The 20,821-nt window shown below is 63.2% G+C and carries 23 protein-coding genes, 2 tRNA genes and 1 pseudogene; 6 read left to right on the top strand and 20 right to left on the bottom strand.

Features of this window, described 5'->3' with window-relative positions:
• Entirely contained in the window at positions 1-519 is a 519-nt protein-coding gene (locus AC1D1L_RS28170; RefSeq protein ID WP_477344519.1) for an N-acetyltransferase family protein, read from the top strand.
• On the opposite strand, the gene arsC is transcribed toward AC1D1L_RS28170, so the two are convergent.
• Genes arsC through AC1D1L_RS28185 form a run of 3 tightly spaced genes read right to left on the bottom strand, consistent with a single transcriptional unit; the run spans position 497 to position 1,960 of the window.
• The gene (gene arsC / locus AC1D1L_RS28175) at positions 497-919 is read right to left on the bottom strand and encodes an arsenate reductase (glutaredoxin) (RefSeq protein WP_477344520.1); all 423 of its coding nucleotides are present in this window, start codon (positions 917-919) and stop codon (positions 497-499) included. The genes AC1D1L_RS28170 and arsC overlap by 23 nt on opposite strands.
• On the bottom strand, positions 916-1,611 hold the full coding sequence (locus tag AC1D1L_RS28180) for an aquaporin (RefSeq protein ID WP_477344521.1): 696 nt from the start codon (positions 1,609-1,611) through the stop codon (positions 916-918). The genes arsC and AC1D1L_RS28180 overlap by 4 nt, the downstream gene beginning before the upstream one ends.
• The gene (locus AC1D1L_RS28185) at positions 1,604-1,960 is read right to left on the bottom strand and encodes an ArsR/SmtB family transcription factor (RefSeq protein ID WP_477344522.1); all 357 of its coding nucleotides are present in this window, start codon (positions 1,958-1,960) and stop codon (positions 1,604-1,606) included. Before AC1D1L_RS28185 ends, AC1D1L_RS28180 begins: the two co-directional genes overlap by 8 nt.
• A 42-nt stretch (positions 1,961-2,002) precedes the next feature.
• On the opposite strand from AC1D1L_RS28185, the gene AC1D1L_RS28190 reads away from it, so the two are divergent.
• Entirely contained in the window at positions 2,003-2,560 is a 558-nt protein-coding gene (locus tag AC1D1L_RS28190; RefSeq protein ID WP_477344523.1) for a DUF6428 family protein, read from the top strand.
• A gap of 201 nt (positions 2,561-2,761) precedes the next feature.
• On the opposite strand, the gene AC1D1L_RS28195 is transcribed toward AC1D1L_RS28190, so the two are convergent.
• The 4 genes from AC1D1L_RS28195 to AC1D1L_RS28210 all read right to left on the bottom strand — a co-directional run bounded on the left by AC1D1L_RS28195 (position 2,762) and on the right by AC1D1L_RS28210 (position 7,310).
• The gene (locus tag AC1D1L_RS28195) at positions 2,762-5,956 is read right to left on the bottom strand and encodes an amino acid permease (protein WP_477344524.1); all 3,195 of its coding nucleotides are present in this window, start codon (positions 5,954-5,956) and stop codon (positions 2,762-2,764) included.
• A 298-nt stretch (positions 5,957-6,254) separates the two neighbouring features.
• Complete coding sequence (locus AC1D1L_RS28200; protein ID WP_477344526.1) at positions 6,255-6,563, bottom strand: hypothetical protein; 309 nt, start codon at positions 6,561-6,563, stop codon at positions 6,255-6,257.
• 195 nt (positions 6,564-6,758) lie between these two features.
• A tRNA-Leu gene (locus tag AC1D1L_RS28205) sits at positions 6,759-6,834 on the bottom strand.
• Between the two features lie 50 nt (positions 6,835-6,884).
• Positions 6,885-7,310 carry a MerR family transcriptional regulator gene (locus AC1D1L_RS28210; protein WP_477344527.1) on the bottom strand — a complete coding sequence of 142 codons (426 nt, stop codon included), beginning with the start codon at positions 7,308-7,310 and terminating at the stop codon, positions 6,885-6,887.
• Positions 7,311-7,374: 64 nt separating this feature from the next.
• Here AC1D1L_RS28210 and AC1D1L_RS28215 point away from each other — a divergent pair, with 64 nt between their 5' ends.
• The gene (locus AC1D1L_RS28215) at positions 7,375-8,118 is read left to right on the top strand and encodes a cation efflux transmembrane domain-containing protein (RefSeq protein WP_477344528.1); all 744 of its coding nucleotides are present in this window, start codon (positions 7,375-7,377) and stop codon (positions 8,116-8,118) included.
• Between the two features lie 162 nt (positions 8,119-8,280).
• On the opposite strand, the gene AC1D1L_RS28220 is transcribed toward AC1D1L_RS28215, so the two are convergent.
• The 9 genes from AC1D1L_RS28220 to AC1D1L_RS28260 all read right to left on the bottom strand — a co-directional run bounded on the left by AC1D1L_RS28220 (position 8,281) and on the right by AC1D1L_RS28260 (position 17,031).
• Positions 8,281-8,365: transfer RNA gene (locus tag AC1D1L_RS28220), tRNA-Leu, on the bottom strand.
• A 132-nt stretch (positions 8,366-8,497) separates the two neighbouring features.
• Positions 8,498-9,118, bottom strand: coding sequence for a 2,3-bisphosphoglycerate-dependent phosphoglycerate mutase (locus AC1D1L_RS28225; RefSeq protein WP_477344529.1), 621 nt, complete (start codon positions 9,116-9,118; stop codon positions 8,498-8,500).
• A 95-nt stretch (positions 9,119-9,213) separates the two neighbouring features.
• Entirely contained in the window at positions 9,214-10,035 is an 822-nt protein-coding gene (gene dapB / locus AC1D1L_RS28230; RefSeq protein ID WP_477344530.1) for a 4-hydroxy-tetrahydrodipicolinate reductase, read from the bottom strand.
• On the bottom strand, positions 10,032-11,891 hold the full coding sequence (locus AC1D1L_RS28235) for an ABC transporter ATP-binding protein (RefSeq protein ID WP_477344531.1): 1,860 nt from the start codon (positions 11,889-11,891) through the stop codon (positions 10,032-10,034). The genes dapB and AC1D1L_RS28235 overlap by 4 nt, the downstream gene beginning before the upstream one ends.
• 143 nt (positions 11,892-12,034) lie before the next feature.
• Positions 12,035-13,051: a glucokinase gene (locus AC1D1L_RS28240; protein WP_477344532.1), complete on the bottom strand. Its 1,017-nt coding sequence runs from the start codon at positions 13,049-13,051 to the stop codon at positions 12,035-12,037.
• 91 nt (positions 13,052-13,142) lie between these two features.
• A complete protein-coding gene (gene mepA / locus AC1D1L_RS28245; protein WP_477344533.1) occupies positions 13,143-14,240 on the bottom strand; it encodes a penicillin-insensitive murein endopeptidase in 1,098 nt (365 codons plus the stop codon).
• 64 nt (positions 14,241-14,304) lie between these two features.
• Positions 14,305-15,207, bottom strand: coding sequence for an SDR family oxidoreductase (locus AC1D1L_RS28250; RefSeq protein WP_477344534.1), 903 nt, complete (start codon positions 15,205-15,207; stop codon positions 14,305-14,307).
• Positions 15,204-16,358, bottom strand: a complete 1,155-nt coding sequence (queG, locus tag AC1D1L_RS28255) for a tRNA epoxyqueuosine(34) reductase QueG (protein ID WP_477344535.1) — start codon at positions 16,356-16,358, stop codon at positions 15,204-15,206. Before queG ends, AC1D1L_RS28250 begins: the two co-directional genes overlap by 4 nt.
• Complete coding sequence (locus AC1D1L_RS28260; RefSeq protein WP_023672063.1) at positions 16,339-17,031, bottom strand: glutathione S-transferase family protein; 693 nt, start codon at positions 17,029-17,031, stop codon at positions 16,339-16,341. The genes queG and AC1D1L_RS28260 overlap by 20 nt, the downstream gene beginning before the upstream one ends.
• A 168-nt stretch (positions 17,032-17,199) precedes the next feature.
• Here AC1D1L_RS28260 and AC1D1L_RS28265 point away from each other — a divergent pair, with 168 nt between their 5' ends.
• The gene (locus AC1D1L_RS28265; protein ID WP_112559166.1) at positions 17,200-18,006 is read left to right on the top strand and encodes an undecaprenyl-diphosphate phosphatase; all 807 of its coding nucleotides are present in this window, start codon (positions 17,200-17,202) and stop codon (positions 18,004-18,006) included.
• Between the two features lie 174 nt (positions 18,007-18,180).
• On the opposite strand, the gene AC1D1L_RS28270 is transcribed toward AC1D1L_RS28265, so the two are convergent.
• Complete coding sequence (locus AC1D1L_RS28270; RefSeq protein ID WP_477344536.1) at positions 18,181-18,558, bottom strand: YraN family protein; 378 nt, start codon at positions 18,556-18,558, stop codon at positions 18,181-18,183.
• The gene (gene rsmI / locus AC1D1L_RS28275; protein WP_477344537.1) at positions 18,551-19,459 is read right to left on the bottom strand and encodes a 16S rRNA (cytidine(1402)-2'-O)-methyltransferase; all 909 of its coding nucleotides are present in this window, start codon (positions 19,457-19,459) and stop codon (positions 18,551-18,553) included. The genes AC1D1L_RS28270 and rsmI overlap by 8 nt, the downstream gene beginning before the upstream one ends.
• Positions 19,460-19,646: 187 nt before the next feature.
• Here rsmI and AC1D1L_RS28280 point away from each other — a divergent pair, with 187 nt between their 5' ends.
• The gene (locus AC1D1L_RS28280) at positions 19,647-19,838 is read left to right on the top strand and encodes a hypothetical protein (RefSeq protein ID WP_477344538.1); all 192 of its coding nucleotides are present in this window, start codon (positions 19,647-19,649) and stop codon (positions 19,836-19,838) included.
• 7 nt (positions 19,839-19,845) lie between these two features.
• A complete protein-coding gene (locus tag AC1D1L_RS28285) occupies positions 19,846-20,034 on the top strand; it encodes a hypothetical protein (RefSeq protein WP_477344539.1) in 189 nt (62 codons plus the stop codon).
• Between the two features lie 64 nt (positions 20,035-20,098).
• On the opposite strand, the pseudogene AC1D1L_RS28290 reads toward AC1D1L_RS28285, so the two are convergent.
• Positions 20,099-20,421, bottom strand: a pseudogene (locus tag AC1D1L_RS28290) (low molecular weight protein tyrosine phosphatase family protein).
• A gap of 3 nt (positions 20,422-20,424) precedes the next feature.
• Positions 20,425-20,748 (bottom strand): hypothetical protein, encoded by a 324-nt coding sequence (locus AC1D1L_RS28295; protein WP_477344541.1) that lies wholly within the window; start codon positions 20,746-20,748, stop codon positions 20,425-20,427.
• Positions 20,749-20,821 lie beyond the last annotated feature (73 nt).

The raw sequence follows: 20,821 nt of genomic DNA on the forward strand, positions 1-20,821 counted from the left end.
ATGCGCATCGCCGTGTTTGATGAGAATGAGGCAAGGCTTCATGTGCGAGCCCTTGCCGAGATGCTGACCCAGAGCGTCGAAGACGGCGCGCTCGTCGGCTTCGTGCTTCCTTTCGACGAACCTCAGGCGCTGACACATTGGGAGGGTGTTTTTCGTTCGGTGAGGGAAGGCGAACGGCTTCTCGTCTGCGCCGATATCGACGGCCGTGTCGTCGGCACGGTTCAACTTTATCTTTCGCCGGAGCCGAACGCACCACACCGGGCCGAGGTTTACAAACTCCTCGTTCATCGCGACTTCCAGCGGCAAGGCATCGGTCTCGCTCTCATGCAGGCTGTCGAGCGTGAGGCCATCAGCAGAAAACGGTCCTTGCTCCTCCTCGATACGGTCGAGGGCGGGGCCAGCGAGCGACTCTACAGGCGGCTCGACTGGCACGAGGTCGGCTCTGTCCCACATCACTTTGTCGACCCGCATGGCCAGCCGAAAGTCTCTATCTATTTCATGAAGCATCTGCCGCTTTAGGCTCGTAGGCGACCCTCTCGCCGTCTTCCTTCACGAAGTCCCGAACAGGGTGGTCTAGCAAATCCAGAACCAGCTCGGACGGCCGGCAAAGCCGCGTGCCGCGCGGCGTCTCGACGATAGGCCGATTGATGAGGATGGGATAGGCGAGCATCTGGTCGATCAGCTCCTCCTCGCTCCATTTGGCATCGGCCAGACCCAGCTCGGCATAGGGCGTGCCCTTTTCGCGCAACAGCGCGCGCGCCGGTAAGTCCATGGCCTCGAGCAGGCCCACCAGCCGTTCGCGCGAGGGCGGGTCTTTCAGATATTCGATGACGGCAGGCGTCTCGCCGCTCGCCACGAGGAGAGCGAGCGTGTTGCGCGACGTCCCGCAATCGGGGTTGTGATAGATGGTGATGGTCACGGCCCTGCCCTTTCGGTCTGTGGTGTGGTGTCGGCGGGAGTTAGAAGCCAGCGCATTGCGGCGGCGGCAATGAGTGCCCCGGCAATCTCGGCAAGGATGAAGCCGGGAAGGTCGGCCGGCCGGATGCCGGAAAAGCTGTTGGTCAGCGAGCGGGCGACAGCCACGGCCGGATTGGCAAAGGACGTTGAAGCCGTGAACCAGTACGCGGCCGTGATGTAGAGCCCGACCAGCCAGGGAATGGCGGTCCGCTCGAAGCGCAAGCCGGCCAGGATGACGGCGACCAGACCGAAGGTGGCAGTCCCTTCGGAGAGCCACTGCGCCGCACCCGTTCGGATATGTGCTGACGCCTGGACCAGGGCCTGACCGAACATGGCGTGCGCCGTCACCGTGCCGACGATGCCGCCCAGGATTTGCGCCACGACGTACAGACCGGCAATGCGCATCGGCAGCTGCCGCAGGACCGTGAAGACCAGCGTGACTGCTGGATTGAAATGGGCGCCGGAGATTGGCCCAAGAATGGTGATGAGCACGACGAGAATGGCGCCTGTCGGCAGCGTATTGCCGAGAAGCGCTACAGCTTTGTCCGTCGTCAGCGTCTCGGCCATGATGCCGGAGCCGACTACGGTGGCGACGAGGAAAGCCGTGCCGAGCGCCTCGGCCGCGACACGGCGCGGCACGCTGTATTCAGGCATCGGCACGGCTTTCTTTTTTCGGGACGCAGCACGTCGGGTTGAGCGCCGGCGAACAGATCTCCGGCCGGCCGGAGCAGCAATCCTCCATCAGGAACCGAATAAGGCCGGTCAGCGCGTCATATTCGGCGCTGTAGACGATCGACCTGGAATCCCGCCGCTGGGCGACCAGCCCGGCGCGCTCCAGTTCCTTCAGATGAAAGCTGACATTCGACGCCGAGACCTCCACCTGTTCCGCCAGCGCGCCCGCGGCGATGCCGTCGGGGCCTGCAACGACCAGCCGCCGCAGCAGCTTCAGCCGCGTTTCCTGTGACAGCGCCCCGAAGGCGGAAAGGGCTTGACGTTCGTCCATATTTCAACAATCCTAAAAATATCGAAATGAGGATTACCGCAGATGCTCGCCCCTGACAACACCGAATTTGACCGTGTCGCGATACAAGATCCCGCCGACATCACCATTGACGGCCTGCTGGGATTCCTGGCCGCGCACAAGGAAAAGCAGCTGGTGTTTTTCTACGACGGCCGCGTCGTCCAGCCCGGCTATCACGTCACCGAGGTGAAGGCCGGCCAGTTCGCGGCGCTGGATTGCGGCGCCAACCCCGAATCCTGGTCGGAGATTTTCGTGCAGCTGTTGGACGTGAACGAAGACCGCACACACATGCCGGCAGCCAAATTCTCGGCCATCATCCGCAAGGTCACCGAGCATGTCGGGCTAGACCATTCGGCCAAGTTGACCTTCGAGGTCAGCGACGGTGTGCGGCCGATGCAGCTCTACCGCGCTGCCCTGCCGGAAATTGTCGCCGACGCCGTGCATGTCGGGCTGTCGCCCCGGCCGGCAAGCTGCAAGCCGCGCGACCGCTGGCTCGAGGAGCAACAGAAGATCAGCGCGTCATGCTGCGGGCCGGCAGGCGACGATATGCTCGCCGGCGGCATTAAGAACTCAGCTCGCTGAACCGGCGCATGCGCTCGATATCGGCGTCGCCCAGGATGGGAAATATCTGGTCGCGGCGGGCGGCGGTCGTATTGGTCGATTGAGCCATGGTTTCGACCGTACCGCCCCGGTCGTGCACCTTGGAGGGATTTCTGGATCCGTTCAGGAATGAGCCTGATCGATGACGCGACCGACAGCGCAGGCCACGATCTCCGCCCAATACTATCCTGTCACGCCAAACGCCTGGGCTGCAGCGGAGGATACGTCGGAATCCCCCAAGGCAGATCCTGGAGATAAGCCATCCGTCACATCTTCGTAGAGCGCTATTGGATGCGGGCGCCCCACCAGATACCCCTGTATCTCGGGACATCCTTCCTTCATCAAGAAAACACGCTCGTCTTCTGTTTCAACGCCCTCTGCGATGACGGGCAATGTCAGTGCACTCCCCAGACTGAGTATCGTGCGCACGATGGCGGCTGACTGGACGTTCGAACCGACACCCGAAACAAAACTGCGATCGATCTTGATCTTGTCGAATGGAAACGCCTGTAGCGAGGAAAGTGATGCATATCCGGTTCCAAAATCATCCATGGAGATCCTTACGCCCAACGCCTTCAGTCGCCGCAAAACCGACAATGCAGTTGCCCGATCCCGGATGAGAACCCCTTCCGTGATTTCCAGCTCCAGGCGTCCTGGCGCAAGGCCGGTCTCGTAGAGGATCGAATGAACCAGGCCCACCAGGTCGCCGAAACGGAATTGCACCGGGGAAAGATTGACGGCGATCTGCAGGGGGTTGGCCCAGGAGGCGGCTTCGTTGCATGCCTGCCGGAGCGTCCATTCCCCTATTTCAACGATCGTGCCGTCCTGTTCGGCAAGGGGGACAAACGCGGCCGGCGAGACGAGCCCGTGTTTTGGATGGTGCCAGCGGGCGAGTGCCTCAAAACCAAAGATTTCGCCGTCTATCCGGGCCTGCGGCTGATAGTGGAGCACAAGTTCGCCATGTGCGATTGCCAAGCGCAAATCTTGCTGCAAGGCGTAGCGTTCTCTTAGTCGCCGATCCATTTCAGGATCGAAAAATTGCAGCATTCGACGGCCGTCCGCCTTGGCTCGGTAGAGCGCGGCGTCGGCATTTGCCATCAGCGATGCGGCACTCTCTCCATCCCTCGGATAGATCGCCGCGCCGATGCTCAGCCCGATTGAAATGTGCTGGCCCCGGATTTCGAATTCGCCTGCCGCCGAATCGAACAGACGGTCGGCGACTTCCTTGGCTCCGGCGGGTCGTTCATCCAAGGCCAGGACAAGAGTGAATTCGTCGCCGCCCATGCGGGCGATAAAGGCCTCCGGCGCCGCCGCTTGCAGACGCCGGGCGATGGTGCACAGGAGATCGTCGCCGGCGGCGTGCCCAAAAACGTCGTTGGTCTCTTTGAAATGATCAAGGTCAATGCTGAACACGGCAAAGCTGGCATGCTTTGCTCTCGCCCGCTCGAGCGCCGTGGTCAGGTGCGCTGCAAGCGCAGTTCGGTTCGCCAGACCGGTAAGCGGATCGTGGTGCGCGAGATGCGCGATTTCCTCGTGCCGTGCCATGAGTTCGGTGCGCGCTACGTTCATATTCTCGCGCGCGTCGTCCAGGCCGTGGGCGGCTTCCCTCACCTTATCCTGGAGCAGGTTGAAGCTTTCGGCCATCTCTCCAAGCTCGTCGCGAGAGTTTACCGTCACCGGCATGATGTTCACGGAGGCATGCGCTGCAGCAAGGTCTCCACGCCCCAGAGCAGCCATGGCGAGAGAGAAGTCCTTCAGCGTTCCGGATGTCAGACGCTTCGCTGCGTTGCTCACCTCGGTTGCCGAATGGGTGATCATTCCCGGCAAAATCAGGCCGACACTGATGGTCAGCAACGCGACAACGACAAAAATGTCCTCCAGGGCGGCGATCAATGGAGCATCGACGTTGGGAACGCTGCCGATCGCCAGGAAATAGCCGGCACCGTCGAGCACGAGCACAAATAGCATGGCTCCAGTAAGCTTCAGGTGAAGCGTATGCGGCAGCAAGGGCAGACCCAGCGCGTGGCGATCCTCCATGGCGCGCCAGGCGTAAAGCGCAGCACCCGAATAGGCCAACGCCAGACCGAACAGGACGGTAGGAAGCCCAAACTGCTGGAAGCCCAGTATGGCGGTCAACAGCCATATTGCCGCCGCGCCCACGCCAAGGGCGATCGTTCCTCTGGGAGCTCGGAAAGGCCGCGCGGCATCGGGATGGTCACGGCGCAAGAGCCAGACTGCGATGTTCGGCATGCAGATGCTGATCAGGTACGTAAAATTGGCTGCAGCGATCATCCAGAGCGGGTACCCGCACAGCATGAAACCGATTGCCGCGGCAGCTGTGAGCAGCGTTGCCGCCCATGGACAATCTGTTGAGGTGCGGCTGGCCAGGAATCTCGGCAGCAGGCCGTCTTCGCTCAGTTGCGCAAGGGTCCGCGCGGCGCCTGCCAATGGCTGCAACGTTCCATGGAACATGTTGAACATGATGAACCAGATGGCGGCGGCTTTGCCGAGACCGCCCAACAGGGGCGCAAACGTCGGCCCGAGGGCCATGGCGAGGTCCGTGCCGAGTGGTTCTGGTCCAAGCACGCCCAGCCAAACGACCGGCAGGACAAGGAAATAGATGCCGGCCATTCCCGCGCTCGCCCACATCGCCCGAGGAATGTTGCGGTTGGGATCGATGGTTTCGCCAACATGGCAGGCTGCGGCTTCAAATGCCGGCGCGGCAAATCCGATCAGGTACAGCCCCGCCATCACTGACGTGATGTCGCCAAAAAGGCCGGCAAACGGGCTGGTCAGCGTAAAATCCGTCGCCTGCCGCCAGTCGACCTCGCCACTAATGACCGGGACAAGGGATGACAGAAACGCAAGCATTGCGGAGGCTGTGGCGATCGGTATCGCCAGTCTGACCACCCACTTGATTCCACACAAATTGACCGCCGTAAAGAATGCGATGAGCGCGCAGGCGACCGCCTCCACGGGGAGGCCCGGCAAGTACCATTGCTGGATTGCAGACGCTGAAAGAACCGCTGTCAGTCCGCAGGTCGGAACCCAGCCCCACCAATAGCAAGTGCCCGTCAAGGCCGAGAGAACGGGACTGTAGGGTCGGAAAGCTTCCGCGCACGCTGCAGAGATACCGCCGACGCGGTTTGGCCACATGAGAACCAGTTCGGTCCACGCCGGCGCGGCGGCCCAGCTAAGAAGCAGACCAATAACGAGCAACGGTACCGCGGCGCTTCCTTGACCGGGAATATTCCCCTGGCCGACAAAAAGAGCGGCGATCAGAAAGAGGCTTTGATTGCTGCCACCCATGGCGAGCGCTGTCGTGCCCATCCATCCCAGGGTTCTCGGGTGCGGTCGAGAAGGAGTGACGTCGCGCATTCTGAGACATCCATTCAGCGGAGCGCTGTCAGACTCGCGATCATGTGTAGGGGTGCTTCTGTCTAACGCAGCGCTCTCGAAGTCAAAGATGAACCTAGGTGAGACATATTAAGACTTCGTACCAAGGCCGATCCGCTCGATAATCACTGTCGATTGGCGGGTGCACGGTTCGACAATGTGCGTGCCGGCGCGGTGGGTCTTATCTCATTCGCTTCTCGAAGTCGTCGGCCCCTTTCATCTATGGGCATCGACGCAAAGGCAAAGCGAATAGTCGAGAATACAAGTCGCCGATGGCTGTTTAACGATAAAACGATACTGTTGCGGAGCGCTCTCGTTCGAGAGTTGCAGATGAACGCGGCTGTAGATCGTCAACACGTTCACCGGCTTTTGCTGGGGTGCCGGTGAAGGCATCGGCGAGCGCCAGGGGCGCAGGTCGGGCGATGAACGTTCCCGCGCACCGTCTTGTAAGATCAACTGCCACCCGCTCGGCGACGCCCCCATGCCTTTCGTAAATGTGCTGCCACACCGCCATGAACATGAAGATGACGATGTTATAGTCGCTCGCGAGGGTCTGCTCGACCTGGCGCTGTTTGGTGAGGTCGAGCACATCGCGGGCCACATGCGCTTATAGGCAAGAGGCCAACGGGTTCAATTCTCGGGGCAGTCCCAGACGCCGGGAAGGAAGAACGGATCGGCTTTCGTAGGTCGCTGACGCCCACAGAACCACAGGCAACAAAAAGCCCGGCGAACCGGGCTTTCTGTCAGGCGTCTGAACCATATCGAATGGCTCGAAACGGGAATTTGGTGCCCAGAAGAGGACTCGAACCTCCACTCCTTGCGGAACACGGACCTGAACCGTGCGCGACCAATTCCGCCATCATGGCTATAGGGCTAGCCGCTACGCAGAGCCCAAGCAGCATAGGATAGCTCATCCCAGAGCCAAAGGACCGTGTCCATGGCTCCTGTCCGCTAGAGTCTCGATGACCCGGCATTCCGCCACTCTGCCGCAGGCGCACTCATCGACCATGCGTGTCAGTTCAAGTCGCAGGGCGTTTAGGCTGGCGATCCTGCTCTCGACTTCGGCCAGTCGGGCCTTGGCGATCGCATCAGCTGTCGCGCAAGATTGCTCCGGGTTGTCCTGAAGCGACAGCAGCGCGCGAATGGCTTCGACTTCAAAGCCGAGCTCGCGGGAGTGCCTGATAAAAGCCAGCCTTGAAACGGCGGCTTTCTCGTACCGTCTCTGCTGCCCTTCGGTGCGCGGCGGCACCGGCAGCAGCCCGATCTGCTCATAGTAGCGGATGGTGGGGACTTTCACCGCCGTTCGGCGCGAAAGTTCGCCGATTGAGAAATCCATGAAAAACCTCTTGAACCTCTAGTGGCTAGAGGAACTAAGGTGATCGCAAGCATGGAGATTTTCAATGGCTGACGATTGCTGCGCCCACGAAGCAACGACCTGCGCTAGCCCGGCGCCCTTGGTGCTGCCTGCCAGGGCCGACAGGGCAGAAGCGGCAGGTCATGGAGCGCCGAACGCATCATGCTGCTCGGGCGGTGTGGCTGTTTTTGACGGCATGGACGTTCGTTACAAACGGGTGCTTTGGGCGGTCATTGCCATCAACGGCGCGATGTTCCTCACCGAGATGGTCGCCGGCCAGCTCGCCGGCTCGCAAGCGCTCAAGGCCGACGCCCTGGATTTCCTCGCCGATACCGTCACCTATGGCCTGAGCCTCGCCGTGATCGGTGCAACCCTGCAAACACGTGCGACCGCGGCCTTGTTCAAGGGGCTGTCTCTGTTCGCTATGGCGCTGTGGGTGTTCGGTTCGACGGTCTACCAGACCCTGGTGCTCGGCGTTCCGAGCGCGGAGGTCATGGGGGTCATCGGCTTCCTGGCGCTGGCTGCAAACCTCGGCTCCGTGCTGCTGCTGCGCCCCTACAAGGATGGCGACGCCAACGTCCGCTCGGTCTGGCTTTGCTCGCGCAACGACGCCATCGGCAATGTGGTGGTGATGGCTGCCGCCGTAGGAGTCTGGCGCACAGCCACCGCTTGGCCGGATCTTGTCGTCGCCGCGCTGATGGCGGGAATATTCCTGACCTCGTCCGTTCAGATCCTGGGACAGGCTTGGGTTGAGTACAGCCAGGGCCGACAGCTCGCTGCCGCGGAATAAAAAAAGGCCCGGACGAACCGGGCTTTTTTTTGAACGAAGATTGATGCGCCCCAGCGGGCTCAATCAAACCATCACCAGTCCTCCTTCGCCAAGGCTTCGGAGGACACTCCTTCGTCTAACGACTTCGGGTGGCCTGCCACCCGAAGCTCGAAGAGCGAAGGGTGGTGCCCAGAAGAGGACTCGAACCTCCACTCCTTGCGGAACACGGACCTGAACCGTGCGCGTCTACCAATTCCGCCATCTGGGCTGGTGCGGGCTCATGTAAGCGGGCAAGCGACAGGTGTCAACGCGCTTTTTCAGAGCATGATCCCGAAAAGTGGGAACCGGTTTTCGGAAAAGATCATGCTCAATCAAGAAACGCCCGCGGCGACGCGCCGGCTCAGTTTTCCAGCACGTCCTTCGACGCCACTGTGGAATCGGCGTTGAGCTTGTAGATGACCGGCACGCCGGTGCCGAGTTCGAGCTTGACGATCTCCTCGCCGCTCTTGCCGTCCAGCGCCATGATCAACGCCCTGAGCGAATTGCCGTGCGCGGCGACCAGCACCGTGCCGCCCTTCAGCACATGCGACTGCATGTCGTGCAGATAGTACGGCCAGACGCGGGCGCCGGTGTCCTTCAGGCTTTCGCCGCCGGGCGGCGGCACGTCGTAGGAGCGGCGCCAGATATGCACCTGCTCCTCGCCCCATTTCTTGCGCGCGTCGTCCTTGTTGAGGCCGGAGAGGTCGCCATAGTCGCGCTCGTTCAGCGCCTGGTCGCGGATGGTCTTCAAATCGCTCTGGCCGACGGCGTCGAGGATGTGCTGGCAGGTCTTTTGCGCCCGGATCAGCGCCGAGGTGAAGGCGATGTCGAATTTCAGGCCGCGCGCCTTGAGCTTCTGGCCGGCTTCCTTGGCCTCCTTGTGGCCCTGCTCGGTCAGGTCGACATCGCGCCAGCCGGTGAACAGGTTCTTCAGGTTCCATTCGCTCTGGCCGTGGCGCACGAGCACGAGAGTTCCCGACATGTTTGCTCCTTCGAGTTTGTGGGGTGGGTCTGAGCAATTCCAGGGAAAGTGTGTAGCGGTTTTCCGTCCGGAATTGCGTAAGAAAAATAGATGCCTCAGCTCAGGCCGAGCACGTCCCGCATCGAATACAGTCCAGGCTTCTTCGCGCGAGCCCAAAGCGCCGCCTTCACAGCACCGCGGGCAAAGATCGCGCGGTCCTCGGCGTGATGCGAAAGCGTGATGCGCTCGCCGGTGCCGGCCAGGATCACGCTGTGGTCGCCGACCACCGAGCCGCCACGCAAGCTGGCGAAACCGATCGTTCCAGGTTTGCGCACGCCGGTATGGCCGTCGCGCGCGCGCGCATCGTTGCCGGCAAGCGCAATACCGCGTCCCGTCGCCGCCGCTTCGCCGAGCAGCAAGGCGGTGCCTGACGGCGCGTCGACCTTGTGCTTATGGTGCATTTCGAGGATTTCGATGTCGAAATCGTCGGCGTCGAGCGCGCGCGCCGCTTGTTCCACCAGCACCGCCAGCAGATTGACGCCGAGGCTCATATTGCCGGATTTGACGATCGTCGCGTGGCGCGCCGCGGCTTCGATCTTGGCGTTGTCTTCCGCCGAACAGCCGGTGGTGCCGATGACATGGGCAATGCGCGCCTGCGCGGCGTAGCCGGCGAATTCGACGGTAGCGGCCGGAGCGGTGAAATCGAGCACGCCGTCGGCCTTGGCGAACACCGGCAGCGGGTCGTCTGAGATCGTCACATTGATGGTGCCGATGCCGGCAAGTTCGCCTGCATCCTTGCCGAGATAGGGCGATCCGGCGCGTTCGACCGCGCCGACCACGCGCGCGCCGGGGATCAAATGGATGGCGCGGATCAGCGTCTGGCCCATGCGGCCGGCCGCCCCCACCACCACCAGGCCCATTTCGCCGGATTCGCTCATACAGTCCTCCCCAACACCTTCTTTCCACGCGAACGCGGCAGCGGAGTTTGGATTGGCTTGGCGTCGTCGACAAGCCCCAGCCCCTTCTTGCCCTGCACGCGGTGGAAGCGGGCGTAGACGCTGTGCGGATCGGCCATCAGCGAGGCGTGCGTGCCTTCCTCGACCAGCCGGCCCTGCTCCATGACGATGATGTGGTCGGCATTGACCACGGTCGACAGGCGGTGCGCAATCACGATGGTGGTGCGGCCGGCCATGACGTGGGTGAGCGCTTCCTGGACGCGGGCTTCGGCCTCGTTGTCGAGCGCCGAGGTCGCTTCGTCGAGCAGCAGGATCGGCGCGTTGCGCACGATGGCGCGAGCGATCGAGACGCGCTGGCGCTGGCCGCCCGACAGCGTCGCGCCGCTTTCGCCGACCGGCGTGTCGTAGCCTTGCGGCTGCTGGCGGATGAAGTCGTCGGCCGCGGCCTGGATCGCCGCCTGCTCGATCTCGGCATCGGTGGCCGAAAGCCGGCCATACCGGATGTTGTCGCGGATGGTGCCTTCGAACAGATAGGGCGACTGCGAGACATAGGCGATCGAACTTCGCAGCGAGTGTTTGGTGACTTTGGAAATGTCCTGGCTGTCGATCTCGATCGTGCCTGCATCGACATCGTAAAAACGCTGCAGCAGCGCCACCAGCGTCGTCTTGCCGGCGCCCGAGGCGCCGACGATGGCCGTCATCTTGCCGGCGGCGGCGGTAAAGCTCAGATCCTGCAGCACCGGCACTTCCTCGACATAGCGGAACGACACGTTGTTGAACCGCACCGCGCCGGTGGTGAAATGCGCCTCTGTGGCGCCTGGCGCGTCGCCCTGCTTCGGCTCGCGGTCGAGCAGCTCGTAGATCATGCGCGCATTGACCAGCGCCCGCTCCATGCTGACCTGCATGCGCGCCAGCCGTCGCGCCGGGTCGTAGGCCAGGATCAGCGCGGTGATGAACGAAAACACCGCGCCCGGCGGCTGGCCGAGGACCAGTGCCCGATAGCCGGAATAACCGATGACCGCGGTCACCGCGAGGCCGGCCAGCATGTCGGAAATCGGCGACAGCCGTTCCGAGACGCGGGCGATCTTGTTGCTGCGCTGTTCGGCGCTGGCGGCGAGGTCGCCGATGCGGCGCGACAGCTCCTCCTCCATGGTGAAGGCCTTGACGATGGCGATGCCTTGCGTGGCCTCCTGCACCGCCCCGATCAGCCGGGAATTGATGAGTACCGATTCCCGGTTGATCTTGCGTACCCGGCGCGTGATGTAGACGACGGCCCAGATCAGCGGCGGCCCGATCAGCAGTGAACTCAGCGACAGCACCGGATCCTGGTAAATCATGACGCCGACAAGGCCGACCAGCGTGACGGCGTCGCGGGTGATCGAGACGATGGTCAACGACAAAAGGTCGCGAATACCGCCGACATTCTCATTGACCTGCGCCGCCAGCCGGCCCGAACGCGTGTCGTTGAAGAAGTCGACGCCGAGCTTCATCAGATGATCGAAGATGCGTCTCTGGTAGCGCGCCACCAGATTGTTGCCGATCGTGGCCAGCGCCACCGCCTGGCCGTAGCCGGCGAAGCCGCGGATCATGAAGGCGCCCATGAAACCGGCGCAGATCCACAAGACGGCGCCGCCCTGCCGTTCGTAGAAGATCTGGTTGACCATCGGCGCCATGATCCAGGCGCTGAAGGCCGTCGTGCCCGAAACCAGCAGCGAACAGATGATGGCGACGGCATAGTGCCAGCGATAGTCGCGGCTGTTTTCAGCCAGGATGCGGCGCAGCACCGCCGAGACCTCGGTCGGCCGCACCTTCACTCTGTTTGGGCTTTGAAGTGTCAAATCTGCAGCGCTTCGTCGGTTTCCTGGGTAGAGCGGGCTGAATTTGGCCCCCTCTTAGCGCCCCGGCTACGGCTTGCCTATGGCGAAACTTCGTCGCGGCCGGGATCGCAGCCTGAAACGGGCCCAAGGAAAGGCAAAGCGGATCACGCCCGCCAGCGCCGCCCCGCGGTCTGGACGCCGAACAGCGAAGGGTTGCGGGCATAGGCGGCGAGCCCGAGAAGGGCTGCTAGCGGGTGGGTGATGACATAGACCGGCATCGAGGCCATCAGCGCGCTGTGCGGCGCCTTGTCCTCGAAGGCGGCGCGGAAATTGCCTTGCTTCAGAGCCGGCACGATCTTTTGCGCGATGCCGCCGGTCAAAAACACGCCGCCGCGGCTCATGAACACCAGCGCGAGATCGCCGGCGGTGCGGCCGAGACAGGTGACGAACAGCGCCAGCGCCTCCTCGGCGACGGCATCGGTCTTCGCCAATGCCGCTCCGGTGATTTCGGCCGGCGTGGTGAAGGGAGAAGGTTTTCCGTCGGCCTTGGCCACCGCCCGGTAGACATTCACCAGACCACGCCCGCACAGGATCTGTTCGCCTGAAATGCGGCCTTCGAGCTTCTCGATATGCGGGAACACCTCGAAATCGCGCGGTGTGCGCGGCCCGATGTCCATATGGCCGCCCTCGCCGGGCACCGGTATCCAATGGTTGAGCGCATGGACCAGCCCGGCGACGCCGAGCCCGGTGCCGGGGCCGAGCACGACGCGCCCGGCATTCTCCTCCGGCGTGCCGCCGCCGATCTTTTCCATATGCTCTTCGCCGAGCGCCACGACGGCCAGCGCCTGCGCCTCGAAATCGTTGAGCACGACGATGTCGCTCAGGCCCAGATTGGAAAACATCTGCTTCGGTTTCACCACCCAGGGACAGTTGGTGAGCGGGATCTCGTCGCCATCGACCGGCCCGGCGATCGCCAGCACCGCCGAATTCGGCCGCACCGACGACCGGTCGAGCACCGCCGCCTGGATCGCCTCGTCGATGGTGTTGAAATTGGCCGTCTGCACGATCTGCGGCTCGCCGGCTTCCGAATTCGCATCGAGCACGATCGAAAAGCGCGCATTGGTGCCGCCGATGTCGCCGATCAACACTGGAAACCGCAACGCTGCGTCGTCGCCTGACATGCTCTTGATCGTCCCCTTTGCGACGCCGCTGCGCCCGTTTCAATCGATTGACTAGCGCATGACCCAGGAAAGGGGAAGCGTCAGGTCGCCTTTACTGTCCGACGTTTGCCGGCGGCCGTCGCCTCGGCAGGGGAATGCCGATCTCCGGCGTCGCGGTGAAGGCGTTAGCGGCGCTTGGCAGGCCCGCCGCGTTGCCGTTGATGGGCGGCAAAGGCGCATCAGGTTCGGGCGCCCTGGCCGCGATCGGCACGCCACCGCCGCGATAAGTGACGGCTTCAATCGAGTCGGCATCGGGCTGGTCGAGCACGAACTGGCATTGTTTCGGCAGGTTCGCCATCGTCATCACGTCGCGTGCCTTGGGTGCGTCCGGGTTCTTGTTGGGCCTCCATGGCTCCTCGGTGAACCACCAGGCCAGCGGCTTGCCGCAGCCGTCATCGTCTGGTGTCGCTTCCTGTCCCTTGCAGTTGGGCGAGCCCGGCTGGCAGCCGATACGGATGTGGAAATGATAGTCATGGCCCCAGAACGGCCGGATCTTGCGCAGCCAGGAACGGTCGCCGGTGACGGTGTCGCAAAGCTTCTTCTTGATGCCGGGATTGACCAGGATGCGCTCGACTTCCGGATAGCTTGCCGCACGCTTCAGCAGCTGCGTGTGCATCGGCTTCCACAGCCTGTCCTTCACCAGATGCGTCTTTTCGTCGACCATCAGCGTGGCGCTGATGTTTTCGCGCTCCTGGGTCGTGAGCTTGCGGTCGGGCATTGGTGTCAGCCAGATGTCGGCGTCGAGGCCGATCTGATGCGAGGCGTGTCCGGTCAGCATCGGGCCGCCGCGCGGTTGCGAGATATCGCCGATCAACAGGCCGGGCCAGCCGTCGGCGGCGGCATCGCGCGACAGTTTCTCGATCAGCGCGATCATCGTCGGATGGCCCCAGCGGCGGTTGCGCGAGGGACGCATCACCTCCCAGTTCTGACCATCCATCGGAATGGCGACGCCGCCGGTGAAGCAGCCCTTGGAATAGAAGCCGAAGGATTGCGCCGCCGCCACCGCCGGCAGCTTCTTGGCGCCGAACAGGTCTTTTGCCCTAGGCTCGGCCGTGATAGCGCCCGCCGCCAGCCCGGCCAAGGCAACGATCGCCAGCGCCGCCGTCAGGAACGGCCGCCTGCCGGGCAAGGATCGCATCGAAATCGTCATGAGCCCCCTCTGCTGCAGGCCGCCAATTCAAGCGAATCATAGCACGCCCGGCGCCGCGTTTCGATTATCCACCCTTGATCGGGCTGCGCGGCTCGCCATCGCGCCAGCTCCCGTCAGCCCACATCCGGTCGAATGCCTGGCGGTAGTCCGGAAAGCGGAACCGATAGCCCACCGCCTTGATCGCTGTGTTGGCGACGCGCTTGTTCTCGCCATAGAAGGACCGCGCCATGGGCGAAAGTTGGGCGGTCTCGAAAGGAATTTCGGGCGGCGGCTCGACCCCCATCAGCCCGGCGGCATAGGTGACGACATCCTGTGGCGGCGCCGGCTCGTCATCGGTGACGTTGAAAATGCCACCTGTATTGCCGCTGATGAGGTGCCACAGCGCACCGGCAATGTCGTCGCAATGGATGCGGTTGAACACCTGGTCGGGCTTGACCAGCCGCCGCGCGGTGCCGTTTTCCAGATTGACCAGCGCATTGCGACCCGGCCCGTAAATGCCGGAAAGCCGCAGGATAGCCACCGGCTTGCCGATCTCGCGGCCAAGCTCCAGCCAGTCCTGCTCGGCCGCCACCCGCATTGCCGAGCGCTTCGACACCGGCCGGCATGCCGCCGTCTCGTCGACCCAGCCGCCGCCATAGTCGCCATAGACACCGACGGTGGAGAGGTAGCCGATCCAGCGAAGGGCGGGCATCGCTGTTATCGTCAGGCGCGCGGCGTTGAGCACCGGGTCGCCGGCCTCCTCCGGCGCCACGGAGACGATCAGATGCGTGGTATTCTCCAGCGCCTCGCCAACCTCAGGCGTCAGCGCGCCGTCGAACAGCAGCGGCGCAATGCCGGCCTGTTTGAGCGATTCGACCTTTTCCGGCGTGCGCGTGGTGCCGAAAATCGTCGCCTTTTCCTTGTTGGCCCCGGCAAAGGCCTTGCCGGAATAGCCGGCGCCGAAGATGAAGACCTGCTTTTCGCTCATGCATGCGCCTCTGTTGGCAGCGCGGACAGCCATTCGTCGCGCACTGTCGCGTCGGTTTCGGTTTTCGAGCCGGCAGCGGCCCTATCCCTGAATTCGGCCTCTGGCACCAGCCGCGCCAGCGCCCAGATGGCCGCGCCGCGCACCAGCGGAGACGGATCGCTCAGCAAGGCACGCACCGGGCCGGTCAGCGAAAAATCCCCGGAATTGCCGGCGGCGATCAGCACATTGCGGACAAAGCGGTCGCGGCCGATGCGTTTGATCGGCGAGCCCGAGAAGAAAGACCGGAACGTGGCATCGTCCAGCTGCAACAGTTCCGCCAGCGCCGGCTCGCGCAATTCGTCGCGCGCGGCGAGTTTTGCCTCCGAGGCGGCGCGGGCGAACTTGTTCCACGGGCAGGCGGCGAGGCAATCGTCGCAGCCATAGATGCGATTGCCGATCTTTTCGCGGAATTCGTGTGGGATCGGCCCCTTGTTCTCGATGGTCAGGTAGGAAATGCATCGCCTGGCATCGAGCCGGTAGGGCGCCGGAAAGGCATCCGTCGGGCAGGCATCGAGACAGGCGCGACAGGAGCCGCAATGGTCCTCGTCGGGGGCATTGGGCTCAAGCTCGGCGGTGGTGAAGATGGTGCCAAGAAACAGCCACGAGCCGTGCTCGCGGCTGACCAGATTGGTGTGCTTGCCTTGCCAGCCGAGCCCGGCGGCCTCGGCCAGCGGCTTTTCCATCACCGGTGCGGTGTCGACGAACACCTTCACGTCGCCGCCGGCCCGCGCCACGATCTTGCCGGCGATCTCCTTCAGCCTTCCCTTCATCACCTCGTGATAGTCGCGGTTCTGCGCATAGACCGAGATCGCGCCGCGGTCGCGCCTTGCCTGCAGTGCGCGCGGATCGTGGTCCGGCCCGTAATTCATCGCCAGCACGATGATCGAGCGTACTTCGGGCCACAGCGTCGACGGTTCGCTGCGGCGCTCGAGCGTCTCGGCGATCCACGCCATCGAGCCATGAAAACCATCGGCGACGAATTCGGCGAGCCGTCCCGGCGCCAGCGGGATCGAGTCAGGCGTGGTGACGGCCACCGCATCGAAGCCGGCGCGCCGCGCCTCTGCGTCGATCAGCGCGCGCAGGGTTTCGCGTTTAGAAGTCGAGGTCCGCATAATGCGACACCGGCGACAGGCCGCGCACCCGGTCGGAGAGCAGCGGCCGGAACGACGGCCGCGATTTCACCCGCGTGTACCATTCGCGCGCCGCGGCATGCTCGCGCCAGTCGATCTCGCCGAGATAATCCAGCACCGACAGCGTCGCGGCCGCTGCCAGGTCGGCATAGGTGACCTTGCTGCCGGCCAGCCAATGGCGGGTGCCGGCCAGCCAGTTGGTGTATTTCATATGCTGGCGGATGTTGGCGCGGGCAGCCCGGATCGCCGCCGAATCGGGCGAACCACCGCCCGCCGTTTCAGGCATCACCGGCTTCAGCACGCGTTCGCGCACCAGGTGCCGCGTTACTTCGCTCTCGGCCTTGTTGAGATACCAGTCGGTCAGCCGGCGGATTTCGGCGCGCTGCATCGGGTCTTCGGCAAACAGCCTCTTGTCGCGCTTCAGGACACCGCGCGTCTCGTCGAGATATTCGGCAATCACCATGGCGCCGACGATCGGCACGTCGCCCTCGGCAAGCAGGATCGGCAAGGTGCCGGCCGGGTTCAGCGCCAGGAACTCCTTGCGCCGTGTCCACGGTTTTTCCTCGATCAGCGCCAGCTCCTCGCCATACTCGCCAAAGGCGAGGCGAACGAAGCGGCAGGTGGCGAACATCGGGTGATGGAAAAGCGTCAGCATGGTTCCGCGATAATTCAGCGCACTGGCGAATCGCAGGGCGCACCGGTAAGTCTTGGCGGCCCGTCATGCGGCCGTCACGGTGTTGCGACCTATAGGGGGACTTCCGCGCCGTGACAAGCAAGCCATTTGCAAGCCGTTTCCTTCCGTCACTTGAATGCCGAGGTTGCCATGGATAGCCACACCATTGTCGAAGCCCTGCTGCTCGGCCTGCTGGAGGGGCTGACCGAGTTCATCCCGGTGTCCTCCACTGGCCATATCCTGCTTGCCGGCCATTTTCTCGGCTTCCATTCCACAGGCAAGGCCTTCGAGATCCTGATCCAGCTTGGCGCCATCCTGGCGATCCTCAGCGTCTATTTCCGCCGCCTGTGGCAAATGCTGCTCGACCTGCCGCATGACCGGCTGACGCGGCATTTCGTCCTCGGCATCCTGATCGCCTTCCTGCCGGCGGCCATCATCGGCGCGCTGGCGCATGATTTCATCAAGACCATCCTGTTCGAATCGCCGCGGCTGATCTGCATCATGCTGATCATCGGCGGCGTCGTGCTGCTGGCGGTCGACCGCATGAAGCTGCAGCCGGTCTACCGCGACGTCGAACGCTTCCCGACCCGGCTCTATCTGCAGATCGGCCTATTCCAATGCCTGTCACTGATCCCCGGCACGTCGCGCTCCGGTTCGACCATCGTCGGCGCCCTGCTGCTGGGCGTCGACAAGCGCGCGGCGGCGGAATTCTCCTTCTTCCTTGCCATCCCGACCATGGTCGGCGCCTTCGCCTTCGACCTGTTCAAGAACCGCAATGTGCTGACCACGGCCGACCTGCCGATCATCGCCATCGGCTTCGTCGCCGCCTTCGTCGCCGCGCTGATCGTTGTCCGCTTCCTGCTCGATTACGTCTCGCGCAACGGCTACTCGCTGTTCGGCTGGTGGCGCCTGGTGGTGGGTGGTGTGGGCTTGGTGGCGTTGATGATTTGGGGGTGAGGAGTGGTCCGCGAAGCGGACGGAAAGCCAATTGCTTGGCTTTCCGAACGACGAACGGTGAAGGCCCGGTCCGCCTCCGGGCGGATAAAAAGGTCCAGTGAACCTTTTTAAGGGGACTGAACGCCCGGAGGGCGGGGAGCCAGCGAAGGGCGAGCAACGCCTGTCACTAGCCCCTCAGCCCCTCCCATAAAACGCATTCTCGACATGCACCGGCCAGCGCCAGGGCAGCACGGCCACCATGTCGAAGCGCATCGATAATTTGCCGTAGTCCTGCTGCCGCGACAGCCAGATATCGGCGGCGGCTTCGATGCGGCGCTCGGATTCATGGCCGATCGCCTCCATCGCCTCCATCAGCGTGCGCCGCGCCTTGACCTCGACGAACAGCACGAGGTCACCGCGCCTAGCGATCAAGTCGATTTCACCGAAGCGCGTGCGATGGCGGCGCGCAAGAATGCGGTAGCCCTTCAGCATCAGCGCCGCTGCCGCCAGCCACTCGCCGCGATGGCCGCGCCGATAGGCCTTTTGGCGGCTGGCGCTCGGGCGCTCAGCCACCTTCGCCTTCTCCAGCGGCATCCCTCAGCCCAAGCAGCCGCCGGTACAGCGCCTGCTTCTGCCCGCCGGTCATCTTCGCCGCTTCCGCCGCCGCCTTGGAGGCCGGCATTTCGGCGGCCAGCGACAGAAGCAGCCGGTCGATGTCGGCGGGTTGGTCGGCCTTGACCTCAGCCGGGCCGACACAGACCACGATCTCGCCCTTCGGCGTGTCGGCCGCCGCATAGTGGTCGGCCAGCCCCTGCAAAGTGCCGGTGCGCATTTCCTCAAAGGTCTTGGTCAGCTCGCGGCCGATGGCTGCCTTGCGCTCGCCACCCAGCGCCTCGACCATGGCAGCCAGCGTTTCGGCGAGCCGGCGTGGCGATTCGAAGAAGATCAGCGTCGCCGGCACCGCCCTGAAGGTTTCCAGCTTGGTAAGCCGCTGCCCTGATTTCACCGGCAAAAACCCAGCGAACAGGAAGGCGTCGGACGGCAGGCCCGACGCCGTCAACGCCGCCAGCGGCGCCGACGGACCCGGGATCGGCACGACGCGCAGGCCGCGCTCCTGCGCCTCGCCGACCAGCCGGTAGCCGGGATCGGAGATCAGCGGCGTGCCGGCGTCGGAGATCAGCGCCACGCTCTGTCCGGCCTCGAGCGCTGCGATCAGCTTCGGCCCGGCCTCGCCGGCATTGTGCTCGTGATAGGCGGTGGTGCGACGGCGGATGCCGTAGCGGTCGAGCAGCACGCGCGAGACGCGGGTGTCCTCGCAGGCGACAATGTCGGCGGCGGCCAGCGTTTCAAGCGCGCGCAGCGTGATGTCGGAGAGATTGCCGATCGGCGTCGCCACCAGATAGAGCGCCGGCTCGAGCGGTCGGGCCGGCATCTCGGTCTGGCCGATCACATAGCTGCGTTTCTCGCCGGTCACCGCTCACTCTCCGTTCAGCCCTGTTTGGCACGGCGCAGGCGCGGTTGCAAAAGCCCGGCGTCCCGCCTCAACCTGACCGCCCCAAACCTGACGCCGATGTAATCCGGCCGCCATGTCTTTGCCATAGTGGGGAACGAAACCGTGGCCGGCGGATTGAATACCTGAGTCTCTTGAGGAGGAGGACAGGATGGACAGCCTCAAATTGCAGGACGTTTTCGAGCCCTACTATGCCGGGCGCAACCGCGTGCCCGCGCCAAAGGACAAGCGTATGCTCGCCAAGAGCGACACCAGCCTGACCAGGCGGGCCACCACCCCCTTGCCAACGAATGTCAGGCTTTCCGACAATCAGCCCCAGCCAAGCAGCACGACGGAGCACTGACCGGACGATGCCCAATCGCTTCGATATCTTCATCACCCGTCTTGAAACCAAGAGCGCCAGAGAAGGCGTGCCGCCGCATCCGATGAACGACCAGCACAGCGTCCGCCGCGACAAGGCCGACGCCAAGCCGGCCCGACCCGGCGACGCGCATGCCGAAAAGCACCGTGGTAAGCGTCGCTTCAAGCACGACGCTTGATCCCACAGACCTTTGCGGTTGGCCAGAACGGTTGAACGCGCGGGTGCCAACGCCCCGCACATCGTCAACCGAGATACCGCGAAACGCGCGCCTTCAGAAGGTCAATCAGTTCGGATCCATGAATTCATAGTCATCAGGGATGTCAAGGCAGACCATCCGCGCCTTCTTCAGGCTCGCCTTGAATTTCTTCTGCAGCTTTGAGCGATGCGCCTTTTCCATGACGAAGATGATGTCGGCCCACGCCACCAGTTCATGCGTTAGCGGCGTGTCGGCATCGTGATTGGTGCCGGCTGAGGCGACCTCGATATCCTGGCGTTTGGAAAACACCTGCTCGGCAGTCGGGCTGCGCAAACGATTCTGGCTGCAGACGAAGAGAACGTTCCTCACCGACTACTCATCCCAGATCTCACGCTGATTTTTGCTGAGAGGGATGTACTGATCAAATGTGAGTCCATTCAGATCAAACTCGAACAACTCATCCTTGGCGATCCCGCGAAGCTTATTTCCAATATATGTTATGAAACTGATGACAACGCTGAATTCGCTCAAGTGGGACAATTTTAGTTTCGATGTGACCGTTGCGTTCCTGATGAAAATCGCCTGAGCCTCAAAGAGGTCGTCATGCTCTGGAGATCTCAAGATTTCGGTCAATCCAAACTCGAACACATCATCAGTGTTTAATGTCCGCAGCGTCTCGTGGATCAGGAACTTCATCGCAGGACCATCTGGATACGGCGCGGGCACGCCTTCGGTTCAACAAGCCGAACTTCTAGCATCCTTCCTGGAG

The organism is Mesorhizobium sp. P2_D6, assembly GCF_056404315.1.

Coding starts and splice junctions, on each gene's coding strand:
- AC1D1L_RS28170 (WP_477344519.1), top strand. CDS start 1: ATGCGCATCGCCGTGTTTGATGAGAATGAGGCAAGGCTTCATGTGCGA.
- AC1D1L_RS28180 (WP_477344521.1), bottom strand. CDS start 1,611: ATGCCTGAATACAGCGTGCCGCGCCGTGTCGCGGCCGAGGCGCTCGGC.
- AC1D1L_RS28185 (WP_477344522.1), bottom strand. CDS start 1,960: ATGGACGAACGTCAAGCCCTTTCCGCCTTCGGGGCGCTGTCACAGGAA.
- AC1D1L_RS28190 (WP_477344523.1), top strand. CDS start 2,003: ATGCTCGCCCCTGACAACACCGAATTTGACCGTGTCGCGATACAAGAT.
- AC1D1L_RS28195 (WP_477344524.1), bottom strand. CDS start 5,956: ATGCGCGACGTCACTCCTTCTCGACCGCACCCGAGAACCCTGGGATGG.
- AC1D1L_RS28210 (WP_477344527.1), bottom strand. CDS start 7,310: ATGGATTTCTCAATCGGCGAACTTTCGCGCCGAACGGCGGTGAAAGTC.
- AC1D1L_RS28215 (WP_477344528.1), top strand. CDS start 7,375: ATGGCTGACGATTGCTGCGCCCACGAAGCAACGACCTGCGCTAGCCCG.
- AC1D1L_RS28225 (WP_477344529.1), bottom strand. CDS start 9,118: ATGTCGGGAACTCTCGTGCTCGTGCGCCACGGCCAGAGCGAATGGAAC.
- dapB (WP_477344530.1), bottom strand. CDS start 10,035: ATGAGCGAATCCGGCGAAATGGGCCTGGTGGTGGTGGGGGCGGCCGGC.
- AC1D1L_RS28240 (WP_477344532.1), bottom strand. CDS start 13,051: ATGTCAGGCGACGACGCAGCGTTGCGGTTTCCAGTGTTGATCGGCGAC.
- mepA (WP_477344533.1), bottom strand. CDS start 14,240: ATGACGATTTCGATGCGATCCTTGCCCGGCAGGCGGCCGTTCCTGACG.
- AC1D1L_RS28250 (WP_477344534.1), bottom strand. CDS start 15,207: ATGAGCGAAAAGCAGGTCTTCATCTTCGGCGCCGGCTATTCCGGCAAG.
- queG (WP_477344535.1), bottom strand. CDS start 16,358: ATGCGGACCTCGACTTCTAAACGCGAAACCCTGCGCGCGCTGATCGAC.
- AC1D1L_RS28260 (WP_023672063.1), bottom strand. CDS start 17,031: ATGCTGACGCTTTTCCATCACCCGATGTTCGCCACCTGCCGCTTCGTT.
- AC1D1L_RS28265 (WP_112559166.1), top strand. CDS start 17,200: ATGGATAGCCACACCATTGTCGAAGCCCTGCTGCTCGGCCTGCTGGAG.
- AC1D1L_RS28280 (WP_477344538.1), top strand. CDS start 19,647: ATGGACAGCCTCAAATTGCAGGACGTTTTCGAGCCCTACTATGCCGGG.
- AC1D1L_RS28285 (WP_477344539.1), top strand. CDS start 19,846: ATGCCCAATCGCTTCGATATCTTCATCACCCGTCTTGAAACCAAGAGC.
- AC1D1L_RS28295 (WP_477344541.1), bottom strand. CDS start 20,748: ATGAAGTTCCTGATCCACGAGACGCTGCGGACATTAAACACTGATGAT.